General features: G+C 76.7%; 21 protein-coding genes. 12 read left to right on the top strand and 9 right to left on the bottom strand.

Features of this window, described 5'->3' with window-relative positions; all coding sequences use genetic code 11:
• On the bottom strand, positions 1-1,678 hold a 1,678-nt coding region (locus PGB27_RS16605), incomplete at its 3' end, for an ABC transporter family substrate-binding protein (protein WP_274201483.1).
• A gap of 155 nt (positions 1,679-1,833) precedes the next feature.
• Between PGB27_RS16605 and PGB27_RS16600 the strand changes: the two genes are divergently transcribed.
• The gene (locus tag PGB27_RS16600; RefSeq protein WP_274201482.1) at positions 1,834-2,085 is read left to right on the top strand and encodes a hypothetical protein; all 252 of its coding nucleotides are present in this window, start codon (positions 1,834-1,836) and stop codon (positions 2,083-2,085) included.
• On the opposite strand, the gene PGB27_RS16595 is transcribed toward PGB27_RS16600, so the two are convergent.
• Positions 2,051-2,458: an NUDIX domain-containing protein gene (locus PGB27_RS16595; RefSeq protein WP_274201481.1), complete on the bottom strand. Its 408-nt coding sequence runs from the start codon at positions 2,456-2,458 to the stop codon at positions 2,051-2,053. The genes PGB27_RS16600 and PGB27_RS16595 overlap by 35 nt on opposite strands.
• A gap of 87 nt (positions 2,459-2,545) precedes the next feature.
• On the opposite strand from PGB27_RS16595, the gene PGB27_RS16590 reads away from it, so the two are divergent.
• From PGB27_RS16590 to PGB27_RS16580, 3 genes are all read left to right on the top strand, one after another.
• Complete coding sequence (locus tag PGB27_RS16590) at positions 2,546-2,848, top strand: 4a-hydroxytetrahydrobiopterin dehydratase (protein WP_274201480.1); 303 nt, start codon at positions 2,546-2,548, stop codon at positions 2,846-2,848.
• Positions 2,849-2,913: 65 nt separating this feature from the next.
• Positions 2,914-4,050, top strand: coding sequence for an MFS transporter (locus tag PGB27_RS16585; RefSeq protein WP_274201479.1), 1,137 nt, complete (start codon positions 2,914-2,916; stop codon positions 4,048-4,050).
• Between the two features lie 213 nt (positions 4,051-4,263).
• On the top strand, positions 4,264-4,797 hold the full coding sequence (locus PGB27_RS16580) for a hypothetical protein (protein WP_274201478.1): 534 nt from the start codon (positions 4,264-4,266) through the stop codon (positions 4,795-4,797).
• Between the two features lie 20 nt (positions 4,798-4,817).
• Here the strand turns inward: PGB27_RS16580 and PGB27_RS16575 are convergent, their stop codons facing one another.
• Both PGB27_RS16575 and PGB27_RS16570 read right to left on the bottom strand, forming a co-directional pair.
• Positions 4,818-5,432, bottom strand: a complete 615-nt coding sequence (locus PGB27_RS16575; RefSeq protein WP_274201477.1) for a hypothetical protein — start codon at positions 5,430-5,432, stop codon at positions 4,818-4,820.
• 126 nt (positions 5,433-5,558) lie between these two features.
• On the bottom strand, positions 5,559-6,266 hold the full coding sequence (locus PGB27_RS16570; RefSeq protein ID WP_274201476.1) for a GPP34 family phosphoprotein: 708 nt from the start codon (positions 6,264-6,266) through the stop codon (positions 5,559-5,561).
• A gap of 220 nt (positions 6,267-6,486) precedes the next feature.
• On the opposite strand from PGB27_RS16570, the gene PGB27_RS16565 reads away from it, so the two are divergent.
• Positions 6,487-7,527 (top strand): sigma-70 family RNA polymerase sigma factor, encoded by a 1,041-nt coding sequence (locus PGB27_RS16565; protein WP_274201475.1) that lies wholly within the window; start codon positions 6,487-6,489, stop codon positions 7,525-7,527.
• Positions 7,528-7,665: 138 nt separating this feature from the next.
• On the opposite strand, the gene PGB27_RS16560 is transcribed toward PGB27_RS16565, so the two are convergent.
• The gene (locus PGB27_RS16560; protein ID WP_274201474.1) at positions 7,666-8,559 is read right to left on the bottom strand and encodes an SMP-30/gluconolactonase/LRE family protein; all 894 of its coding nucleotides are present in this window, start codon (positions 8,557-8,559) and stop codon (positions 7,666-7,668) included.
• Between the two features lie 61 nt (positions 8,560-8,620).
• The gene (locus tag PGB27_RS16555; protein WP_274201473.1) at positions 8,621-9,505 is read right to left on the bottom strand and encodes a LysR family transcriptional regulator; all 885 of its coding nucleotides are present in this window, start codon (positions 9,503-9,505) and stop codon (positions 8,621-8,623) included.
• 144 nt (positions 9,506-9,649) lie between these two features.
• On the opposite strand from PGB27_RS16555, the gene PGB27_RS16550 reads away from it, so the two are divergent.
• On the top strand, positions 9,650-10,546 hold the full coding sequence (locus tag PGB27_RS16550; RefSeq protein WP_274201472.1) for an SDR family oxidoreductase: 897 nt from the start codon (positions 9,650-9,652) through the stop codon (positions 10,544-10,546).
• 96 nt (positions 10,547-10,642) lie between these two features.
• Positions 10,643-11,662, top strand: a complete 1,020-nt coding sequence (locus tag PGB27_RS16545) for an LLM class flavin-dependent oxidoreductase (protein WP_274201471.1) — start codon at positions 10,643-10,645, stop codon at positions 11,660-11,662.
• Here PGB27_RS16545 and PGB27_RS16540 read toward each other — a convergent pair.
• Entirely contained in the window at positions 11,628-13,070 is a 1,443-nt protein-coding gene (locus PGB27_RS16540) for a hypothetical protein (protein WP_274201470.1), read from the bottom strand. The two genes, PGB27_RS16545 and PGB27_RS16540, sit on opposite strands and share 35 nt — an antisense overlap.
• A gap of 26 nt (positions 13,071-13,096) precedes the next feature.
• Positions 13,097-14,170, bottom strand: coding sequence for a redox-regulated ATPase YchF (ychF, locus tag PGB27_RS16535; RefSeq protein WP_274201469.1), 1,074 nt, complete (start codon positions 14,168-14,170; stop codon positions 13,097-13,099).
• A gap of 85 nt (positions 14,171-14,255) precedes the next feature.
• Here ychF and PGB27_RS16530 point away from each other — a divergent pair, with 85 nt between their 5' ends.
• From PGB27_RS16530 to PGB27_RS16520, 3 genes are all read left to right on the top strand, one after another.
• Positions 14,256-14,789 (top strand): methylated-DNA--[protein]-cysteine S-methyltransferase, encoded by a 534-nt coding sequence (locus PGB27_RS16530; protein WP_274201468.1) that lies wholly within the window; start codon positions 14,256-14,258, stop codon positions 14,787-14,789.
• 16 nt (positions 14,790-14,805) lie between these two features.
• Positions 14,806-15,990 (top strand): DNA recombination protein RmuC, encoded by a 1,185-nt coding sequence (locus PGB27_RS16525; RefSeq protein ID WP_274201467.1) that lies wholly within the window; start codon positions 14,806-14,808, stop codon positions 15,988-15,990.
• 86 nt (positions 15,991-16,076) lie between these two features.
• Positions 16,077-17,000: a DUF6542 domain-containing protein gene (locus PGB27_RS16520; RefSeq protein ID WP_274201466.1), complete on the top strand. Its 924-nt coding sequence runs from the start codon at positions 16,077-16,079 to the stop codon at positions 16,998-17,000.
• Between the two features lie 91 nt (positions 17,001-17,091).
• On the opposite strand, the gene PGB27_RS16515 is transcribed toward PGB27_RS16520, so the two are convergent.
• A complete protein-coding gene (locus PGB27_RS16515; protein ID WP_274201465.1) occupies positions 17,092-18,078 on the bottom strand; it encodes a 4-hydroxy-3-methylbut-2-enyl diphosphate reductase in 987 nt (328 codons plus the stop codon).
• Positions 18,079-18,202: 124 nt separating this feature from the next.
• On the opposite strand from PGB27_RS16515, the gene PGB27_RS16510 reads away from it, so the two are divergent.
• Complete coding sequence (locus tag PGB27_RS16510) at positions 18,203-18,766, top strand: lipid droplet-associated protein (protein ID WP_274201464.1); 564 nt, start codon at positions 18,203-18,205, stop codon at positions 18,764-18,766.
• A complete protein-coding gene (gene xseA / locus PGB27_RS16505) occupies positions 18,763-20,007 on the top strand; it encodes an exodeoxyribonuclease VII large subunit (protein WP_274201463.1) in 1,245 nt (414 codons plus the stop codon). The genes PGB27_RS16510 and xseA overlap by 4 nt, the downstream gene beginning before the upstream one ends.
• Positions 20,008-20,040: the final 33 nt, after the last annotated feature.

Below are 20,040 nucleotides of genomic sequence, written 5' to 3'. Positions count from 1 at the left end.
GGGGCGGCGGGGGTGGTCGGGGACAGGTCGGCGGCGAGGGCGACGCCCGGGTCGGTGCCGGTCCGGCCCGACGTCGCCGGGGCCCGCCCGCCGGGGCAGCCGACGACCGAGGCGAGGTCGGCGATCGGGTCGCCGCCGATCGGCAGGGCCTGGACGGCGATGTCGGCCACCGCGAGGTCCGAGGGCGAGTTCGGGGTCGGCGGCACGGTCGTGGTCGTCGACGTGGTGCTGCGCGGGCTCGTGGTGCCGCTGCTGCTCGTCGTGCCACCGCCCGGGGTCGGGTGGGGGTCGTCGCGAGCATCGCACCGGCCGGCGGGCCGGTGGTGGTCGTCGACGCCGGGCCCCGGCCGGGCGAGAAGCCGGCGGTGCCGCCGTCGGCCACGACCACCGACGCGATCCCGGCCGCGCGCAGCTGGGTGCCGAGGGTGGCGATCAGCCGCCCGTACGGCGCGACCTGGGGCGGGGCGGCGAGGCGCAGGATCAGCGGCTGCCCGCCGCGCTCCCAGGTGCCGTCCGTGCCGCGGGTGTAGCCGGCCTCGGTGAGCAGCCGCGCGGTCTCGTCGACGTCCTGGCGGGCCGCCGGCGAGTCGGCCGGCAGGGTCGCGCGGTACTCGGGCTCCGACGGCGCGCGGCCGAAGGCGTCGGCCGGCAGCGACGCCGAGGGCCCGCCGTCGGTGCCGACCGCGCGCAGGGCCGAGCGGTCGGTCGCGGCGGCCACCGCGCGGCGGACCCGCAGGTCGGCGAGCGGGCCGTCGTCGCTGCGCAGGACCAGCTGCACCAGCGCCGGCTCGGGCAGTGTGCGCACGGTCAGGCCCGCGCCCGCGCCCGCGGTCCGCAGGGCGGCGAGGTCGTCGGCGCCGGCGCGGAACTGGGTGGCCTGCACGTCGCCCGACCGCACCCGGTCGATGAGGGACGGCGCCTCGGCCGCCTGGAACACGACCTCGTCGGGCACCGCCGGCGTGCCCCAGAAGCGGTCGTTGCGGGCGAGCGTGACCTGCCCGCGGATGCGGTCGACGACGCGGACCACGAACGGCCCACCCGAGACCGGGATGCTGTCGGTGAGCGCGCCGCCCCACGAGCCGGGGGCGTCCTTGAGCAGGTGCGCGGGCAGCAGGTGGTCGAACAGCGTCGGCCACGCCGGGTAGGGCCGGTCGAACACGACGTCGACGGCCTTGCCGCCCGCCCGGGACCGGACGTCGCTGATCGCGCGGTAGCCGGCCGCGCCCACGACGCCGGGCTGGCTGCGCATCTGCTGCCAGAGGTAGACGAAGTCCTCGGCGGCGATCGGAGCGTTGTCCGACCAGCTCGCGGCCGGCGCGATCTCGTAGGAGACGGTGAACGGCGCGGTCTCCGTCACACGCGCCGAGGTCACCACGGCGGTGTCGAGCCGGGGCTCGCCGTCCGGGCCGGGGCGGAACGCCGAGGGGAGCACCAGCGCCGCCATCGCGCGGGAGAGCGGGGTCTCGTCGGCGACGCGGTGGGGGTTGAAGCCGACCCCGAGGTCGTCGACGCCGATGCGCAGCTCGGTGGGGTCGGGCTCGAGCTGCGGGGTCGGGGCCGGTGCGGGCGTCGGCACCTGGCCGACGACGGGCGGGGGCGCGCCGGTGCAGCCCGCCAGGATCGCGAGGGCGAACAGGAGGGCGGGGAGGACTCCGACGGCAGGTCGGGGACCGCTCACGCCTTCGCCGGCCCTTCTGCCTCGGGGGTGCTGCTCCTGGACGACCCGGTCGGCGACCACCGGCCGTACCGGGAATGGCCATCGTGACACGGTCGCCCGAGGTGGGGGTCCGAGGGGTCTGGTCCGGGCGGCAGAACAGAGGTTAGCCTCACCTCATGGGCAAGGGCGGGAAGAAGCACGAGAAGGAGCCCGAGCCGCTCAAGGCCCCGAAGGTGCCCCTCCACCTGGCCCACCTCGCACACGCCGCCCCGCTCACCGGCGCCAAGAAGATCAAGAAGAAGTGCTGCCGGTCGTCACCGCGCTGCAAGGGCTGCCCGGTGCTGCTGCTGCAGGCCGCGCGCCTGTCCGAGGCCGGCGTCTCGGGCAAGGACCTCAAGAAGGCGCTGAAGAAGGCCCGGGCGGCCTGAGGAGGTCCGCGAGCGCCGGCAGGACGGCGCGGTCGGTGTCGAGCCAGTCGACGTCGTCGAGCTCATCGGGACCCAGCCAGCGCAGGGCGTCGTGCTCGAGCGCCGTCGGCTCGCCCGCCGTCGCGCAGGCACGGATGCGCAGCACCCGCTCCCCCGGCAGCGGGACCTCGGGGCCCACCCGGTCGCCGACGACGACGGCGACGGCCAGCTCCTCGCGCAGCTCCCGGGCGAGCGCGGTCGCCTCGTCCTCGCCCGGCTCCACCGCGCCCCCGGGCAGCTCCCAGCGCCCGGCGGCGGCGGCCGGGCGCGTGCGGCGCGCGGCGAGCACCCGCCCGTCCCGGACGAGCGCGGCCCCGACGACGACCCGGTCCACGGTGATCAGTATCCCGCCTCCGTCGCGGCGGCTCCGCCGGCTCCGTGCCGCCTGTCCGGGCCGCGGTCGGCGTGCCAGGATCCGGGCATGGCTGAGCTCCTGGGAGAGGACGCGATCGCGCAGGCCCTCGACGGCCTGCCCGGCTGGCAGCGCGAGGACGACGCGACGATCGTCCGCTTCGCGAAGCTGCCGAGCTTCCGCGAGGCGATCGCGACGGTCGGCGACGTCGCCGACCTCGCCGAGGAGGCCGACCACCACCCGGACATGGACATCCGCTTCAACAGCCTGAAGTTCAAGCTGTCGACCCACTCGGAGGGCGGGCTCACCGCCAAGGACACCGACCTCGCCGCGAAGATCTCCTCGGTGCTCGACCGCCGCGGCGCCTCCTGAGCACGTCCCCGCAGCCCGGCGACTCCCTGTGGTCGCCGGCGTTCGTCGCGGTCCTCGCGGCCACCGTGCTCGCCTTCGGCGGGTACGCGCTGCTCCTGCCCGTGGTGCCGGTGCACGCGGCCGCGGGCGGGGCGAGCCCGGCGGCCGCGGGCGCGACGACGGGCGTGTTCATGGCGGCGACGGTCGCCGCGCAGCTCACGGTGCCCGCCGTGCTGCGCCGGGTGGGCCCGCGCGCGGCGATGATCGCCGGTGTCCTCGCGATGGGCGCCCCGGCGGTCCTGCTCGCGGCGACGGCGGCCCTGCCGGTCCTGCTCGCGGTGGCCGTGGTGCGCGGGCTCGGGTTCGGGCTGGTCACGGTGACCGGGGCGGCGCTGACCGCCGACCTCGCCCCGCCGTCACGACGCGGCCGCGCGATCGGTCTCTACGGCGTCGCGGTCGGCCTGCCCCAGCTCGTCCTGCTCAGCGGCGGTGTGTGGGCCTACGAGGCGCTCGACGCGGCCGTCGTGCTGCTGGTGGGGGCGGCGCTGCCCGTGGTGGCCGCGCTGCTGTGCGGGCGGCTGCCGACGACCCGCGCGGCACCCCGTCAGCGGGCCGGCGGCCTGCCGGCGTCGATCGTCGTGGCGCCGTGGTCGGCGATGGTGGTGTCGGCGGCGGCCGCGGGCGGCGTGATCACCGTGCTGCCGCTGTGGACGCCGGGCACGGGGTCCGCGTCCTCGGTCGGGCTCGCCGGCGGCACCGCCACCGCCGCGGTCGCCCTCGCCGTCCTCACCGCGGGCCAGCTCGCCGGGCGCGGGCTCGCGGGCGAGCTCGCCGACCGGCCGGGGCGCCGGGTGCGCACGCCGGTCGTCACCGTGATCGGCCTGCTGCTCGTCGCCGCGGGCGCCGGGGTGGTCGCCGCCGGCGGGACGAGCGCGGGCGCGGCGGTGCTCGCCGGCGCGGTGCTCGTCGGCCTCGGGTTCGGGGCGGTCCAGAGCGACACCCTGATCGCGCTGTTCGCCCGCGCCGGCCCCGAGCGCTCCGGCGCCGCGAGCACCTGGTGGAACACGGCCTACGACGCCGGCACGGGCCTCGGCGCGGCCGCCCTCGCCGCGGTGCTCGGGGCGGCCGGCGGCCCGGCGTCGTTCGTCGTCGCGGGCGCGGCCTGCCTCCTCGCCGTCCCGGTCGCGGTGCTCGGTGGGCGGGGTGGCGCGCCCGGTCCCTGAGCCGGAGGGCCCCGTCGCTCGTCCGTGGTGGGCCCATCGCCCGTCCAGCCGCTGCCGATCACGCAGGCGGTTGACTGGACGTCCCCTCGGGTGATCCCCGTGCGCGTTCGGGCGAGAGCACGTCATCGCCGGTCACGAGCCCGATCCCGTCCGCGATGTCCGGCTGCCCGGGGCGCGGGGAGATCACCGGGGTGGGCGTTCTCGGAGGCCGGCGTGGTGAAGAAGGTGCTGCTCGCGGCGCTGCTCGGCGCCGTCGTCATGCTCGGCTCCGCGCAGGTCGGCTACCTGACGCCGGGCACGCTCACCGACTCGACGACCACGGGCCGCCCGGGTGCGACCGTGCCGGACGCGGCGCACGCACCTCCCGGCACGACGCCGGCGCCGCCGCCGCCCGGTACGGCGATCCCCGGCGCGCCCGCGGACCCGGCCGGCACCCCGAGCCCAGCGAACGCCGCGGTCACCGGGCCGAGCTCGCCGCACCCCGCCCCGCGCGCCGACCGCCCGGCGGCCGGGAGCACGGGGCAGCGCGCGGCGACGTCGCGCGGGTCCGACGCGGGCTCGGAGGAGGACCGCGACGACCCACCGGCGCGGTCGGGCGGTTCGTCGGGCGGGGCCGAGCGCCCGGCGAGCAGGCCGGACAGCGGTTCCTCGAACGGTTCCTCGGACGGCTCGTCCGCCGGCGCGGGCGTGCGCGTCTGCCTCGAACGGCTGCTCGACGGGACCTGCGTGCGCGTGGGGCTGGGCTGACGCCCCGGGGCTGACCCGCCTCAGCCGGCGGGCACCGCCGCGGGCAGGACGGTCCCCTCGGCGCGGGCGCGGCGCTCGGCGTCGCGCACCGCGGCGATCGTGTCGTCGAGGAGCCCGAGCAGCACCCGGTCGCGGGCCTCGGCGTCGAGGTCGGCCACGCGGGCGGCGACGAGCAGGTGCGCGCACGCGTGGTTGACCGGCCCGACGTGCAGCAGCGTCGCGAGCCGCCCGCCGTCGCCGTTCTCGCCGCGTCCCCGGCGACCCGGCGTCACGGCGGCGCGGCGCTCGAGGCGGCGCTGCAGGCGGGGGAAGAAGCGGTTGCCCGGGTCGATCGCGAGACCCGCGCGGGCGATCGTCGCGAGGACGATCGGGCGGACCTCGACACCCGCCTGGCGGCCGAGACCGATCAGGGTCACCGCGCGGGTGGCCAACTGCTGACGGGTCGCCGACGACACGGCGTCGTTGACCTGCCACGCCACCGCCGCGAGCGCGGGATGGGTGCAGCGCGGCCGGTCGGTGAAGCGTTCACCGGCGAGCACGGAGACGTACTCCATGAGACAGCTGCCGGCCTCCGCGTCGCGGTGCGCGCCGGCCTCGAGGACGGGCAGGCCCTCCGGAGGGCGTGTGGACGTCATGGGAAGCTCCCTTCCCCGGCCCCGGGCCCTCGCGCCCGGTTCGGAGGCCCTACCGTAATCCGTTTTTCGCGCCGCGGCAGGGGGTCCGGACGGGGGAATCGCCGGGTTGCGGCCGCTCGGACGCGATCAGTGGTCCGAACCGATCACCGTCGTCGCCGTGAGCGCGGCCAGCACCGTGGCGACCGTCGGCGAGACGAGCCGGCGGATGTCCTGCGCGACCCCGAGCGTCACGTGCCGGCCGTCGGCGACGGCCCGCGCGCGGCGGGACGCGCGGGCGGGGTCGGACGGGCTGAGGTCGCGCACCCGGCGCCCGTGGTGCAGCAGGACGACGAGCATCGCGAGCGCCTCGTCGGGGTCCTCGCCGTCGAGGACGGCCCGCACCGCGGAGCGGTCGTGGTGCAGCGCGTCGACCTCGTGGACCCGCAGCGCCGACCCGAACACCGGCATCGCGAGGTAGCCGAACACCCGCCGCGGCTCCCGGCCCGCGAGGCCACGCTCGACGAGGCGGTCCATCGTGCGGCGGATCATCTGCGCACCCCGCGCGCCCGTCACCGCGTGCTGCAGGTCGGCCTTCGCGCCGCCGTGGGCGAGCAGGCCGTCGGCCACCCAGGACAGCAGCGGGTCGTGCACCTCGACCGGGCCGCGGCGGTAGGCCGTCCCCGCGTCGAGCAGGGACGCGTCGAGCAGCAGCTCCACCATCGCGGCCGCGACGAGCAGGCCGGCGGGCTCGGTCAACGTGGAGACGGGCCGGCCGTGGTCGTCGCCGAGGACCCACGCCACCCGCTCGGGCAACGTCAGGTCCGCGGTCCGGGACGACCACCGATCCGAGCGCACGGAGACAGCCTAGGCAGATTCTTCCCCCACCCGAGCGAGCAGTCCCTGGACGGCGGCACACGGCGTCGAACGGTGCGTCCGCCCGGGTCACACGGGTCGGCCGTGCGGCCGGAGGACCGGTGGCAGCCCGTGAGGGGCGGGGCGGTGGGGTCGGCGGAGGGCCGGCGGAGGGGTCGGCGGAGGGGTCGGCGGTGTCGGACCCACGCGGCACACTCCTGCCATGAGCACGACGCCGGTCGGGCCCGCCCCGGACCCCGATCTCGAGCGCGCGCGGGCGGGCGACGACGCGGCGTTCGAGCGGCTCGTCGCGCCGCTGCGCCGCGAGCTGCACGCCCACTGCTACCGCATGCTCGGGTCGGTCCACGACGCCGACGACGCCCTGCAGGACGCGCTGCTGCGGGCGTGGCGGGCGATCGAGCGCTTCGAGGGCCGGCCGGACCGTCCCGGCGCGCTGCGCTCGTGGCTCTACACGGTGGCCACCAACGCGAGCCTCGACGCCGTCGGTCGGCGGGGGCGGCGCGCGCTGCCGATGGACCTGGGCCCGTCGAGCGAGCAGCCCGGGGACGACCCCCCGCGCACCGAGGTGGCCTGGCTCGGCCCCTACCCGGACCTCCCGGACGCGACGGTCGAGGAGCGCGAGTCGGTCGAGCTCGCGTTCGTCGCCGCGCTGCAGCACCTGCCGGGCAACCAGCGGGCGGCGCTGCTGCTCACGGAGGTCCTCGGGTTCTCCGCCGCCGAGGTCGCGACGATGATGGCGACGACGACGGCGTCGGTGAACAGCGCCGTCCAGCGCGCCCGCGCGACGCTCGCCGCCAAGGTCGAGGGCCCCAGCCAGCAGCGCACCCTGCGCGCCCTGTCCGACGCCCGGCTCGCCGCCACCGTCGCGCGCTACACCGCCGCGCTCGAGGCGGGCGACACCGAGGCGCTGGTCGGGTTGCTCACCGCCGACGTCACCTGGGCCATGCCGCCGAACGCGGAGTGGTACCGGGGCACCGCGGCGGTCACCGCGTTCCTCGAGGCCGCGCCGCTGCGCACGCCCTGGCGCCACGTCCCCGCGCGCGCCAACGGCCAGCTCGCCGTCGGCTGCTACACGTGGGACGACGACGCCGGCGCCTGGCGGGGCATGGTGCTCGACGTGCTCACGCTCGCCCCCGACGGTCGCATCGCCGAGGTCACCGCGTTCATCGGTCCCGAGCACCTGGCGCTGGTCGGCCTGCCGGTCACGCTGCCGGCGGACACGCCGGTCACAGCTCTCGGCTGATCTCCTCGGTGCGCTCCTCCGCCGCGGCGAGGGCGGTGCCCGCCGACGAGCTGCGCCACGTCGACCCCGGCGGCGTGGTCGGCAGCCGCCCCGCCGCCCCTGCCCGTCACGGGCCTGCGGGCGCGGAGCAGCCAGCCGTCAGGGCCGCCCGCCGTGGGGCACGTCGACCCGGGTGGCGAGCAGGACGGCCTCGCGCACCGGCCGGCGCTCGTGCTCGGCGAACGACGGGGCCGCGCAGGCGTAGAGGGTGCGCCCGTCGTCGCCGCCGAGCATGCAGGCGTAGACGCCGAGCCCGCCGGTCGGTCGCTCCTCGAGCACCTCGCCGCCCTCGGCGACCCGCAGGACCCGCTGGTGCAGGGCGTCGGCCACCCAGATCGCGCCCTCGGCGTCGCCGCCCATCCCGTCGGGCGCGACGGCGAGCGCACCGAGCGCCTCGCCGACGTCCTCGGTGGCCGGCGGAGCGCCGAACCGCGCCCAGTCCCGCCGCCGGGCGAGGCCACCGTCGGCGGCGACGTCGAAGGCCGTCAGGCGCGCGCCGAAGGTCTCGGCCACGACGAGCACGCGGTCGAACAGCACCATGCCGTTGGGGAAGAGCAGGTCGTCGGCGATGGTCGTCGGGGTGCCGTCGGGGTCGACGTAGACCAGCGTCGTGCGGGCGAGCGGCGCGCCCGCCATGAGGTCGAAGCCGAAGTTGCCGACGTACGCGCCGCCCCGGTCGTCGACGATCATGTCGTTGAGCACCGACGTGACCAGCCCCGAGAGGTCCGCGTGCTCGACCAGCGACCCGTCCTGCTCCCGGCGCAGGATGCGCCGGTCGCGCATGGAGACGATCAGCGCGCGGCCGTCGGGCAGGAAGCCCAGCCCGGACGGCTGCCCGGGGACCTCGGCCATCACCTCGTGACCGCCGTCGGGCTCGATCGCGACGACCCGCTCGGTGTAGAAGTCCGAGGCCCAGAGCCGGCCCTCGTGCCATCGCGGGCCCTCGAGGAACGACCAGCCGTCGGACACCACGTCGAAGTCCTGCTGCCCCACGGCTCCTCCTCGAGACCGGTGATCGTCGGTGTGCGCACCATCGGGGCCCGCGGGGCGGGCGTCAAGCCTCGGGTCGGTCGGGCAGGGTCGCGGCGGCGCAGCGCAGGAAGTCGACGACGAGCGGGTGCCGCTCCCCGGCGCGGGTCGCGACGACCACCCGCACGGGCTCGACGCCGTCGAGCGGCACGGCCACGAGGTCGGGCCGCAGCCGCATGCCCGGCGTGCCGACGGCGATCGCCAGGGCCTCGCCGGCGGCCACCGTCTCGAACTTGTCCTCGAGGTCCTCGATGAGCGGCCCGTCCGGGACGGGCCGCCCGCCGCGATGTGCCTCGAGCAGCCAGAACGCGGTCCACGCCGGGTCCGCGCCGCGTACGCGGGGCAGCGGCTCGTCGGCGATGTCGTCGACGCCGACCGACTCCTTGCCGGCGAGCCGGTGGTCGCGCGGGACGACGACCACGCGGGGCTCGGCGTAGAGCTCGGTGACCTCGAGGCCGTCGGTGGCGAACGGCAGGCGCGAGACGACCGCGTCGACCTCGCCGTCGCGCAGCGCGGCCGCCGCGACGGTCATGTCGACGTGCCGGGCGAGCACCTCGGCCTCGGGGTGGCGCCGCCGCAGCGCCCGCACCGCCGGGGTGACGATCAGCCCGCTGACGTAGCCGACGGTGATCCGGTGGCTCGTGCCGGCGGCGCGGGCCTCGGCGCCCGCGCGGGCCGCGGCGGCGAGCAGCTCCCGCGCGCGGGGCAGGAACGCCTCGCCCGCGCCGGTGAGCCGGGTGCCGCGCGGTGTGCGGTCGAGCAGGCGCACCCCGAGGTCGTGCTCGAGGCGGGCGATCTGGCGGCTCAGCGACGGCTGGGCGATCCGCAGCTCCTCGGCGGCGCGCCCGAAGTGCTGGTGCGCGGCGACGACGGTGAAGTACCGCACCACCCGCAGCTCGAGGTCGCTCACGACGCCCAACGTACGCCGCGACCAGCGGTGATGCCTGTGAGGCATCGGGACGTGCGGGACGGGTCTTGGACCCCGGGCCGTCCCCGGGCCGACGGTGGTCGTGCCGGGCCGCGCGGTCCGGCGGGACCACCTCGGGAGTGCGTGATGAAGGTCTTCGTGACGGGTGCGACGGGTTTCGTGGGGAGCGCCGTCGTCGACGAGCTGGTCGCCGCGGGGCACGAGGTGGTGGGTCTCGCGCGGTCGGCGGACGGCGCCGCGGCGGTGATCGCGGCGGGTGCGCAGGCGCGCCGGGGCGACCTCGCGGACCTCGACGGCCTGCGCGAGGCCGCCGCGGCGGCGGACGCGGTGGTGCACACCGCCTTCGTTCACGACTTCTCGGCGTTCGCGGCATCCGCCGAGACCGACCGGCGCGCCATCGAGGCCCTCGGCGAGGCCCTGGTGGGCTCCGACCGTCCGCTCGTCGTCAGCGCCGGCACCGCGGGGCTCGCGCCCGGCCGGCTCGCCACCGAGGACGACGCCCCGGGCGAGGGGTCACCGCGGGTGTCCGAGCAGACGGCGCTGGCGTTCGCCGACCGGGGCGTGCGCGCGATCGCGCTGCGCCTGCCGCCGTCGGTCCACGGCGAGGGCGACCACGGGTTCGTCCCGCGCGCCATCGAGATCGCGCGGGAGACCGGCGTGGCCGGCCACCCCGGGGACGGCGCGCAGCGCTGGGCGTCGGTGCACCGCCGCGACGCGGCGCGGCTCTACCGCCTGGCGCTCGGGTCGGCGCCCGCGGGCAGCGTCCTGCACGCCGTCGCCGACGAGGGCGTGCCGGTACGGGAGATCGCCGAGGTCGTCGCCCGCCACCTCGACCTGCCCGTGCAGGGCGTCCCGACCGAGCACTTCGGGTGGCTCGGGATGTTCCTCGCGATGGACATGGCGGCCTCGAGCGCGCTCACCCGCAAGCGGTTCGCCTGGGCGCCGACCGAGATCGGGCTGCTCGCGGACCTCGAGGCCGGCCACTACTTCCGCGAGACGGCCACGAGCGCGATGCGGGGCTGACGGCCCGGCCCGCACGGTCGGTGTCGATCTCCATCGCGACCGTGCGGGCCGGTGCCGCCCGGGAATGGCGCACCGTCACGGACCGTTGGTTGAAACGTGAAGCGCATCGGGTTCCTGTCCTTCGGGCACTGGTCGCCGTCCCCGCAGTCGCAGGTGCGGTCGGGGGCCGACGCCCTGCTGCAGTCGATCGAGCTGGCCGTGGCCGCCGAGGAGCTCGGGGCCGACGGCGCGTACTTCCGCGTGCACCACTTCGCGCGCCAGCTCGCCTCGCCGTTCCCGCTGCTCGCCGCGGCCGCGGCGCGCACGAGCCGGATCGAGCTCGGCACGGGCGTCATCGACATGCGCTACGAGAACCCGCTCTCCATGGCCGAGGACGCGGGCGCCGCCGACCTCATCTCCGGCGGACGCCTGCAGCTCGGCATCAGCCGCGGCTCGCCCGAGCAGGTCGTCGACGGCTACCGCTACTTCGGCTACGTCCCGCCCGAGGGCCAGACCGACGCCGAGATGGCCCGCCACCACACCGCGCTGTTCCTCGACGTCCTCGAGGGCGAGGGTTTCGCGCAGCCCAACCCGCGCCCGATGTTCGCCAACCCGCCCGGCCTGCTGCGCCTCGAGCCGCACGCCCCGGGCCTGCGCGACCGCATCTGGTGGGGCGCGGGCAGCCGCGCGACCGCGGAGTGGACCGCCGAGCAGGGCATGAACCTCATGAGCTCGACGCTGCTCACCGAGGACACCGGCGTGCCGTTCCACCGGCTGCAGGCCGAGCAGATCCAGCGCTTCCGCGACGCGTGGGCCGCCGCCGGCCACGAGCGCGAGCCCCGCGTCTCGGTGAGCCGCAGCATCTTCCCGATCGTCAGCGACCTCGACCGCCAGCTCTTCTGGCGCGAGCGGCACTCGACCGACCAGGTCGGGCACCTCGACGGCGGCGACGCCCGCTTCGGGAAGACCTACGCCGGCGAGCCGGACAAGCTGATCGCCGAGCTCGCCGAGGACGAGGCCGTCGCGGCCGCGGACACGCTGCTGCTCACCGTGCCCAACCAGCTGGGCGTCGACTACAACGCCCACGTCGTCGAGGCCGTCCTCACCCACCTGGCGCCGGAGCTGGGCTGGCGCTGACCCCGCACGCGGGGCCGTCGAGCGGCGGACAGTCCTCGGAGACCCGGTAGTACGCGAGGACGTCGCCGGGACCGAGGGCGGGCGCGCGACCCGCACGCTCGTCGAGCATGAAGATCATGGCGAGCGTGCGGGTTCCGCCCCACCCGTCGCCGACGGCGCGCGGTGTCGTGCGGCCCGCGCGCAGGTCGTCGGCGAGACGGGCCAGCGTCGAGGCCTGGTCGCCGCCGGGGTCGACCGGGAACGGCCAGTCGATCGGCAGGGCCGGCCGCCCGGCCGCGACCTCGGCGCGCCACGCGGTCGTCGCCGTCGTCATCGGCGTCGCGACGACGACCAGCACGAGGAGCGGGACGACGGCCGGGACGACGACGGGGACCGCCCGTCCCCCGAACCCGGTCAGCACGTCGACGCCGACGGCCGCCGCGAGACCCAGGACGGTCGCGACGAGCAGCACCCGTCGGGTGCCGGGCACACCGCTCGCGACGGCGTAGAGCCCGACGGCGAGCAGCCCCGCGAGCACCCACGGCCAGAGCTGTCCGGAGCGGGCGGCGGTCCCGACGAGCGCCGCACCGGCGAGCACGGCGGCGATCCAGGGTGCGCCGAGCGCGGGGAGGTCGGCGAACCAGTAGTACGACGACCCCGAGTCGAGCGCGTGGCCGGCGAGGTCGCGCAGGTTCTCGCCGGCGGCCGCGGGCTGCGGGCCGGCCCGCCCGCCGCCGGTGACGACGATCCCGCCGTTGCGCCACCACGCCAGCGGCGCGAGGACGACGAGCGCGCCGCCCGCCGCCCCGACCAGGAACGCGAGCGGGGCCCGCACGGCCCGGACGAGGGCCACGACGACGACCGCCGCCGCGCTCGCCAGCGCCGCGGTGTAGAGCGAGACCGCCACGCCGGCCAGCACGAGACCGAGCCACCACCAGCGCGTCCGGGACGTGACGACGAGCAGCGCGGCGAGCCCGGCCACGACGTCGAGCGGGGTCTCGATGCCGACCCAGGCCAGGAGCGACACGGCGGGGACGACGACGCCGACGACGCCCGCGAGGACGGCGCTCGGGCGTCCGCAGCCCAGCCGGCGCCGCGCGGTGGCGTAGAGCAGGGGTGCCAGCAGCGCGGTCGCGACGGCCTTCCACTTCCGGGCGTAGAGCAGCCCGTAGTCGGGGTCGAGGTGCCCGGCCGCCCAGTAGAAGAGCTGGCCGGCGGCGTTCGTGCTCCAGATCGAGGGCTGCCAGCGCACCGCCAGCGCCATCGCGTCGCGGTGCGAGACCGAGGCCTCCTCGCCGGTGATCACGCCCTGCGCCGACGCGCCGGCCGCGAGCCACAGGAACCACGCCGCGGCGGCGGCGTAGAGGACGACGGCGACGACGAGGTCGGCGCGGCCCCACGGGGTCGGGGCCGCCCGGCGCGGGGTCACCGGGCGGAGACTACGGCCGCCCGCGATCAGACGTTGAAGCGGAACTCCACGACGTCGCCGTCCTGCATCACGTACTCCTTGCCCTCCATGCGCACCTTGCCGGCGCTGCGGGCCGCGGCCATGGAGCCGGCCTCGACGAGGTCGTCGTACGAGACGATCTCGGCCTTGATGAAGCCCTTCTGGAAGTCGGTGTGGATGACCCCGGCCGCCTCCGGCGCCGTGGCGCCGATGGGGATCGTCCAGGCCCGCGACTCCTTGGGCCCGGCCGTGAGGTAGGTCTGCAGGCCGAGGGTGCGGAACCCGGCGCGGGCCAGCGCGTCGAGACCGGGCTCGGGCTGGCCGATCGACTCGAGCAGCTCCTGGGCGGACTCGGCGTCGAGCTCGAGGAGCTCCGCCTCCACCTTCGCGTCGAGGAACACCGCCTCCGCGGGCGCGACCAGCTCGGCGAGCTCCTTGCGCCGCGCGTCGTCGGTGAGGACCGACTCGTCGGCGTTGAAGACGTAGAGGAACGGCTTGACCGTCATGAGGTTCAGCTCGCGCAGCCGCGGCGAGTCGAGGCCCGCCTGGAACAGCGTGCGGCCCTCGTTCAGCACCGACTGCGCGTGCTGGACCTCGTCGACGGCGGCCTTCATCTCCTTCTTGACCCGGGCCTCCTTCTCGAGGCGCGGGAGGGCCTTGTCGATCGTCTGCAGGTCGGCGAGGACGAGCTCGGTGGCGATCGTCTCGATGTCCGCCGCGGGGTCCACGCGGCCGTCGACGTGGACCACGTCGTCGTCGGCGAAGACGCGCACGACCTGGCAGATCGCGTCGGCCTCGCGGATGTTGGCGAGGAACTTGTTGCCCAGCCCGGCGCCCTCGCTCGCGCCCGCGACGATGCCGGCGATGTCGACGAACGACACCGTCGCCGGCACGACCTTCTCCGAGGAGAACATCGCCGCGAGCCGGTCGAGGCGCGGGTCGCGCAGGGGCACCACGCCGACGTTCGGCTCGATGGTCGCGAACGGGTAGTTCGCGGCGAGGACGTCGTTGCGGGTCAGGGCGTTGAACATCGTCGATTTGCCCACGTTGGGCAGTCCGACGATGCCGAGGGTCAAGCTCACGGGATCCCAGTCTGCCAGCGAGGGATCCGGGAAGGTCCCGGCGGCGTCCAACCAGGGTGACGACACTTCTCACCCGGAGGCCCCCGTGCCCGCGATCGCCACGATCCCCACCCCCCTCGGCCCCTTCACGACGCTCGTCGACGACGAGGGCACCGTCCTCGCGTCGGGCTGGACCGACGACGTCGACGGCCTGCTCGCCCTCGTGCACGCCGAGCTGCGGCCCGCCGACCCGAGCCGCCGCGACGAGCTCGGCGCCGTCACCGCCGCGGTCACCGCGTTCCACGACGGCGACCCGGCGCCGGCGGCGGCCGTGCCCGTGCGCCAGCTCGGCGGGCCGGCGACGACGGCGATCTGGACGGCGCTGCGCGCGGTGCCGGCCGGGGCGCCGACGACCTACGGCGAGCTGGCCGCGGCCGCGGGGCACCCGAACGGCCACCGCCTCGCCGCCCGTGCCTGCGTGCACAACGCCGCCACCCTGTTCGTGCCGTGCCACCGCGTCGTGCGCCGCGGCGGGGCGCTCGGCGGCTACCGCTGGGGGCTGGAGCGGAAGGAGCGGCTGCTCGCGATGGAGAAGTCGTGGCTCCCCGAGCAGTCCGGGGGAGCACTGTCGGGGGTGTGATCCATCGTCGGTGACCATGACCGTGGAGGGTGTGCTCGCCGGCCTCCTGCTGGGGCTCGTGCTGGGCGCGGCGATCGGCGCGTGGTTCGCGCTGCGCCTGGCACGAGCGTGGCGGGACGCGGCGGTGTCCGAGGCGGTGCGGCGGGCCGGCGCGGAGGTGGCGGCGGCGCGGGCGGAGCTCGACGCGGAGCGGCGGGGCGCCGGCGAGCGCGAGCGGGCGATGGTGCCCGCGGTGCGCGCGGCGTCGTCGGACGCGCTGGACCGGGTGCTCGAGCCGGTCGCCGCCACGCTGCAGCGCATGGAACGCCAGCTCGCCGGCGCGGAGCGGGAGCGGGAGGTCGCGTTCGCGTCGCTGCGCGAGCAGGTGGGGGCGGTCGCGACCAGCGCGCAGGGCGTGGCCGGCGAGACGCGGGCGCTGGCCGGGGCCCTGCGCGCCCCGCACGTGCGCGGGCGGTGGGGCGAGCTCCAGCTCGAGCGCGTCGTCGACCTCGCGGGCATGGTCGAGCACTGCGACTTCACCCGCCAGGCCCACGCGGCGGGCAGCGACGACGACGGCGCCCAGCGGCCCGACCTCGTCGTGCACCTGGCGGGCGGCAAGCAGGTGGTCGTCGACGCCAAGGTCCCGTTCGCGGCGTACGTGGAGTCGACCGAGGCGCGCGACGACGCCGCCCGCCGCGAGCGGGTGGCCGCGCACGCCAAGCAGGTCCGCGCGCACGTCGACGCGCTCGGGGCCAAGGCCTACTGGCGGCGCTTCGACCCGTCGCCGGAGTTCGTGGTGATGTTCGTGCCGGGCGAGGTCTTCCTCTCCGCGGCGCTCGAGGCCGATCCCGCGCTGCTCGAGCACGCGTTCGGCTCCGACGTCGTCATCGCGACGCCCACCACGCTCATGGCCCTGCTGCGCACCGTCGGGTACGCGTGGCGCCAGGAGGCGCTGGCGCGCAACGCGGCGCAGGTGCACGCGCTGGGCCGCGAGCTGCACGGCCGCCTCGCCACGCTCTCGGGACACCTGACGCGCCTCGGGCGCTCCCTCGACGGCAGCGTGCGGTCGTTCAACGAGACGGTGAGCTCGCTCGAGTCGCGCGTCCTGGTGAGCGCCCGCCGGTTCGCGGACCTGTCCGTGACGAGTGCCGACCTCGAGCCCCCGGATCAGGTCGAACGCCGCCCGCGGGCGCCCGCCGACGACGCCGACACCGCGAGGTAGGGCGTTCGGGTGGTCCACGTCACGGAGATCGCGGGGCGCCGTGGCGGCCGGACGGAACGGCACACCCCGACCGCTAGCGTTGAGGGGTGACCAGCGCACGGGAGGACGCCGGGACCGGGGCCGTCGGGCCCGGCGAGCGTTCCGTCGTCCGGTCGCTGCGCGGACTGCGGTGGTGGGGGTCGCTCCTGCTCGCCGCGGCGCTCACCGGCGTCGGGATCGCGGTCGACCTCCTGACCGCCGGCGAGCTCGGCGTCGTGTTCACCGCCTGCTTCGCCGCCGGGTGCATCCTCGCGACGGCCTGGGCGCGCCGTGACTCGCTGTTCGTCCCGCTCGTGCAGCCGCCGCTGCTGCTGGCGATCGGCGTGCCGGTGGTCGTCGCCGCGACCGGCTCGCTGCCCCGCTCCGGCGGCACCGCATCGACGCTGCTGGCCGTCGGCGGGCCGCTGGTCAACGCCTTCCCCACCCTGGCCGTCACGACGACGATCTGCCTGGCGATGGGCTTCATCCGGACCCGTCTCGAGCCCTATCGGCGCCCGGACGACGAGCTCGACCCCGACGCCCGCCCGGAGCGCCCCGATCGGCCGGCCCGCGACCCCCGCGACCGGCCGCCCAAGGACCGTGACCCGCGTGACCGGCCACCGAAGGATCGCGACCCCCGCGACCGGCCGCCCAAGGACCGCGACCGCGACCGGCCGCCCAAGGACCGCGACCCCCGCGACCGGCCGCCCAAGGACCGCGACCGCGACCGGCCCCCCAGGGACCGCGACCGCGACCGGCCGTCGAAGGGGCGCGAGCGGGACCGCGACCCGCGCGACCGCGACCCGCGTGACCGGGACGACCTCGACCGGCCCCGGCGGGTGCGCATCCAGGCCCGGTCCGCGCGGGACGAGGGGCGTCGCCCGGCCGACGACCGGCGCCGCCCGGTGCGTCCCGACGACCCGGACGACGAGTTCGGCCCGGGCGTCCGCCGCGTGCCGCGCCGCGTCGACGGGCCCGACGGCCCCCGCTGAGGCCGCACTCCCGGTTCCCCTCCGTGATCAACGGGGACTTCGCGCGCGTAGAAGCAGCGAACACGCCGTTCGCTGCCACCACGGCGAACCGTCAGCGCACCGCCTGCGGCTTCATGTCGCGCTTGAGCTCGCGGGGCAGGGAGAAGGTCAGCTTCTCGTTCGCCGTGGTGATCTCCTCGACGTCGACCCAGCCGCGCTCGGCCAGCCAGTGCAGGACGTCACCGACGAGGATCTCGGGCACCGAGGCGCCGCTGGTCACCCCGACCGTCCGCACCCCGGACAGCCACGCCTCGTCGATCTCGCCGGCGTGGTCCACGAGGTGCGCGTCGTCGGCCCCGGCCTGCAGTGCGACCTCGACCAGGCGCACGGAGTTCGAGGAGTTCCGCGACCCGACGACCAGGACGAGGTCGCACTCGGGCGCCATCTGCTTCACCGCGACCTGGCGGTTCTGCGTGGCGTAGCAGATGTCGTCGGACGGCGGGTCGGACAGCGCGGGGAAGCGCTCGCGCAGGGCGCGCACGGTCTCGAGCGTCTCGTCGACCGACAGCGTCGTCTGCGACAGCCAGATGACCTTCTCGGGGTCGCGGACGGTGACGTCGGCGACGGCGCCGGGCCCGTCGACCAGCTGCACGTGGTCGGGCGCCTCGCCGGCGGTGCCCTCGACCTCCTCGTGGCCCTCGTGGCCGATGAGCAGGATGTCGTAGTCGTCGCGGGCGAAGCGCTTGGCCTCCTGGTGCACCTTGGTCACCAGCGGGCAGGTGGCGTCGACGGTGCGCAGCTCGCGGGCCGCGGCCTCGGCGTGCACCGCCGGGGAGACGCCGTGCGCCGAGAAGACGACGGTGGCGCCCTCGGGCACCTGGTCGGTCTCGTCGACGAACACCGCGCCGCGCTCGGCGAGGGTGTTCACGACGTGACGGTTGTGGACGATCTCCTTGCGGACGTACACGGGCGCGCCGTAGGTCTCCAGCGCCTTCTCCACGGCCACGACGGCGCGGTCGACGCCGGCGCAGTAGCCGCGGGGCTTGGCGAGCAGCACGCGGGGCGCGCTGGCGGGCTCGGCCGGGTGCTCAGGGGACATACCCCCAGCCTACGGGCGACGCGTGGCACCGACCGGGCGTGCGACCCGGATCATGGGTCGCGCTCCCCTCCCCCGCCCGTGGCCGTCCGCACATCATCCGCCCGCTGCTGGCACCCTGTTCCGTATGAGTTCGCTCCCGTTCCCGGTGCGGGTCGCCGCCGGTCTGGTCGTCACCGCCGTCGAGGAGGCCAAGGACCTCCCGCGCACGGTCGCGGGCCTGCCCATCACCGCCGTCAGCCGCGTGCTGCAGATGACGATGCGGGCGCAGCAGGTCGTCACCGAGCTGGCGATCAAGGGCGACACCGCGCTCGACGGGATGCGGCCGGTCGAGGAAGCGCCGTCGTGGGCGCGCTTCGACGACGACCTGCCCGAGGCGCTGCCCAGCGGGTACGCGTCGTACGAGGTCGACGACCCCTCGCTCGCGCGCTCCGACCTCGCCGAGGCCCCGCGCGTCAACGGCCACGCGCCCGCGCTCGGCGTCGTCGGCGAGGACGGTGAGACGGCGTCGGTGACCCCCGACGTGCTGCCGGGCTACGAGACGATGACCATCGCCCAGCTGCGCGGGAAGCTGCGCTCGCTGTCGGTCGAGGACGTCGAGGAGCTGCTCGCCTGGGAGCAGGCGCACGCCGCGCGCCCGCCGTTCGTCACGATGCTGTCGAACCGGATCGCGACGCTGCACGCCGAGTGACCACCCCGCCGCCCACCAGCGCCGAGGAGCCGTGGCCGGTCCGCACGGTCGCGCGCAAGATCGCGGCCTGGATCGAGCGGCTCGGCGCCGTGTGGGTGGAGGGCCAGCTCACGCAGGTCACCGCGCGGCCCGGCAGCTCGACGGCGTTCCTCGTGCTGCGCGACCCCGCGGCCGACGTGTCGCTGGGGCTGACCGCGCCGACGTCGATGGTGCGCGGCGCGGTGCCGCCGCTGGCCGAGGGCGCGCGGGTGGTGGTGCACGGCAAGCCGTCGTACTTCTTCGGGCGCGGGACGCTCTCGCTGCGGGTCGACGAGATCCGTCCGGTGGGGGTCGGCGAGCTGCTCGCCCGCATCGAGCGCCTGCGCGCACTGCTCGCCGCCGAGGGCCTGTTCGACCCGGGCCGCAAGCGCCGCCCGCCGCGGCTGCCGCGCTGCGTGGGCCTCATCACCTCGCGGGCGAGTGCCGCCGAGCACGACGTCGTCACGGTCGCGACGTCGCGGTGGCCGGCGGTCCGCTTCCGCACCTGCAACACCCCGACGCAGGGCGCGCAGGCGGTGCCCGAGATCCTCGACGCCCTGCGCGCGCTCGACCGTGACCCGGACGTCGACGTCATCGTCCTTGCCCGCGGCGGCGGCAGCGTCGAGGACCTGCTGCCCTTCTCGGACGAGGCGCTGTGCCGCGGGGTGGCGGCGTGCCGCACGCCCGTCGTCTCGGCGATCGGCCACGAGCCCGACACCCCGCTCGTCGACCACGTCGCCGACCTCCGCGCGGCGACGCCGACCGACGCGGCGAAGCGGATCGTCCCCGACCTCGCCGAGGAGACCGCGCACCTCGCCCAGCTGCGCCGCCGCGCCCACCGGGCCCTGCACGCGTGGGTCGAGCGCGAGGAGGCGGGCCTCGCCGCGCTGCGCCGCCGCCCGGTGCTCGCCGACCCGCTCGGACCCGTCACGGCGCGCGCCGACGCCGTCGCGGTCCTGCGCGCCCGCGCCGGCCAGGTGCTCGAGGCCGGCCTGACCGCCCGCGAGGCCGACGTGCGCCACCTGCGGGCCTCGCTCACCGCCCTCGGGCCCGCCGCGACCCTCGCGCGCGGCTACGCGATCGTGCAGCACGGGGACGCCGTCGACGCCCCGGTCCTGCGCTCCGCGGAGACCCCGGCGCCCGGCGACCACCTGCGCGTGCGCCTCGCCGACGGGGCCGTCCACGCCGTCGTCCGGCCCGTCACCGACCGCGACGACGACTGAGGCCCGGGGTGTCAGCGAAGTCCCGTCACGGAC

The sequence above is a fragment of the Actinomycetospora lemnae genome (genome assembly GCF_028737315.1).
GTDB lineage: Bacteria > Actinomycetota > Actinomycetes > Mycobacteriales > Pseudonocardiaceae > Actinomycetospora > Actinomycetospora lemnae.
Note: the sequence above shows the minus strand (reverse complement) of the source record. Positions and strands in the feature narration are given on the sequence as shown.

Bases quoted from the DNA above. Each gene is read 5' to 3' on its own strand.
- PGB27_RS16600 (WP_274201482.1), top strand. From the start codon at position 1,834: ATGGGCAAGGGCGGGAAGAAGCACGAGAAGGAGCCCGAGCCGCTCAAG.
- PGB27_RS16590 (WP_274201480.1), top strand. From the start codon at position 2,546: ATGGCTGAGCTCCTGGGAGAGGACGCGATCGCGCAGGCCCTCGACGGC.
- PGB27_RS16575 (WP_274201477.1), bottom strand. From the start codon at position 5,432: ATGACGTCCACACGCCCTCCGGAGGGCCTGCCCGTCCTCGAGGCCGGC.
- PGB27_RS16565 (WP_274201475.1), top strand. From the start codon at position 6,487: ATGAGCACGACGCCGGTCGGGCCCGCCCCGGACCCCGATCTCGAGCGC.
- PGB27_RS16550 (WP_274201472.1), top strand. From the start codon at position 9,650: ATGAAGGTCTTCGTGACGGGTGCGACGGGTTTCGTGGGGAGCGCCGTC.
- PGB27_RS16525 (WP_274201467.1), top strand. From the start codon at position 14,806: ATGACCGTGGAGGGTGTGCTCGCCGGCCTCCTGCTGGGGCTCGTGCTG.
- PGB27_RS16515 (WP_274201465.1), bottom strand. From the start codon at position 18,078: ATGTCCCCTGAGCACCCGGCCGAGCCCGCCAGCGCGCCCCGCGTGCTG.
- PGB27_RS16510 (WP_274201464.1), top strand. From the start codon at position 18,203: ATGAGTTCGCTCCCGTTCCCGGTGCGGGTCGCCGCCGGTCTGGTCGTC.